The 1080-nt window shown below is 60.6% G+C and carries 2 protein-coding genes; both read left to right on the top strand.

Annotated features, from left to right (window positions below; all coding sequences use genetic code 11):
- Nucleotides 1-6 precede the first annotated feature (6 nt).
- A complete protein-coding gene (locus tag O1W68_RS21655) occupies nucleotides 7-162 on the top strand; it encodes a transposase (RefSeq protein WP_442972432.1) in 156 nt (51 codons plus the stop codon).
- Nucleotides 159-1025: an IS3 family transposase gene (locus O1W68_RS21495; RefSeq protein ID WP_269307036.1), complete on the top strand. Its 867-nt coding sequence runs from the start codon at nucleotides 159-161 to the stop codon at nucleotides 1023-1025. The genes O1W68_RS21655 and O1W68_RS21495 overlap by 4 nt, the downstream gene beginning before the upstream one ends.
- Nucleotides 1026-1080 lie beyond the last annotated feature (55 nt).

Below are 1080 nucleotides of genomic sequence, written 5' to 3'. Positions count from 1 at the left end.
GCGACCTTGTACAACTGGCGCCGCCAGTACGGCGGGATGGACACCGACGCCGCGAAAGAGCTCAAGGAGCTGCGGGAGCAGAACGGCAAGCTCAAGCGACTGCTTGCCGACGCTGAGCTGGAGAAGGACGCTCTTCGGGAGGTGGCGCGGGGAAAATTTTGAGCCCAGCTGACAAGCGCCGCGCTGTCGACATGCTCGTTTCGACGATGAGCATGTCGAAACGATTGGCGTGCAGAGCAGTTGGGCTTGCCCGCTCCACCTATGCACGAACATCGGTCGCGCAGACACCCGCCGACCCCGACGCCGCACTCAGAGCCGCACTCCGCAAATATGCAGGCACGCATCCATTGCACGGTTTTCGTCGCGCCTGGGCGCATCTGAAGCACGATCAGGGCATGACGGTGAACAAGAAAAAGGTCCACCGACTCTGGAAGGAGGAGGGTCTGCAGGTTCGGATTTACCATCCCCGCAAACGCGCCGGCATCAGCTCGTGCCCGCAGATCGAAGCCGATGCCCCGAAAGTGGTGTGGGCTATGGATTTCCAGTTCGATTCCACGGTCGATGGGAAGGCCATCAAGATTGCTTCGATGATCGACGAACACACCAGACTGTCGGTGCTCAACATCGTGGAGCGCTCGATCACCGCGCAGCGGCTGACCGAGGAGTTGGACAAGGCGTTCGCGCTGTGGGGAGGTCCGCCTCATGTGCTGCGAATGGACAACGGACCGGAGTTCATTTCCTCTGTGCTGCAACAGTTCTGCCGGGACAGGATCGGTATCGCCTACATCCCGCCGGGCACACCATGGAACAACGGGCACATCGAATCCTTCAACAACCGACTACGAAAGGAATGCCTCAACCGCAATCACTGGACCAGCCTGCTCGAGGCGAGGGTCGTGATCGAAGACTTCAAAGACGACCACAACAATCGGCACCGGCACTCGTCCCTGGGCTACCTGACACCCGCCGAGTACGCTGCCCAATGCACCCACACGCACCAACCCGTGGGCTGCGCGATCGACTGACATCAATCACACCGTGGCTCTAGAACGCGGTGGTCCGACTATCGGGGACCTGCCA

The organism is Rhodococcus sp. H36-A4, assembly GCF_027158005.1.
GTDB lineage: Bacteria > Actinomycetota > Actinomycetes > Mycobacteriales > Mycobacteriaceae > Rhodococcoides.
The sequence above is the reverse complement of the archived record's forward strand: the minus strand, read 5'-3'. Positions and strand labels throughout refer to the sequence as shown.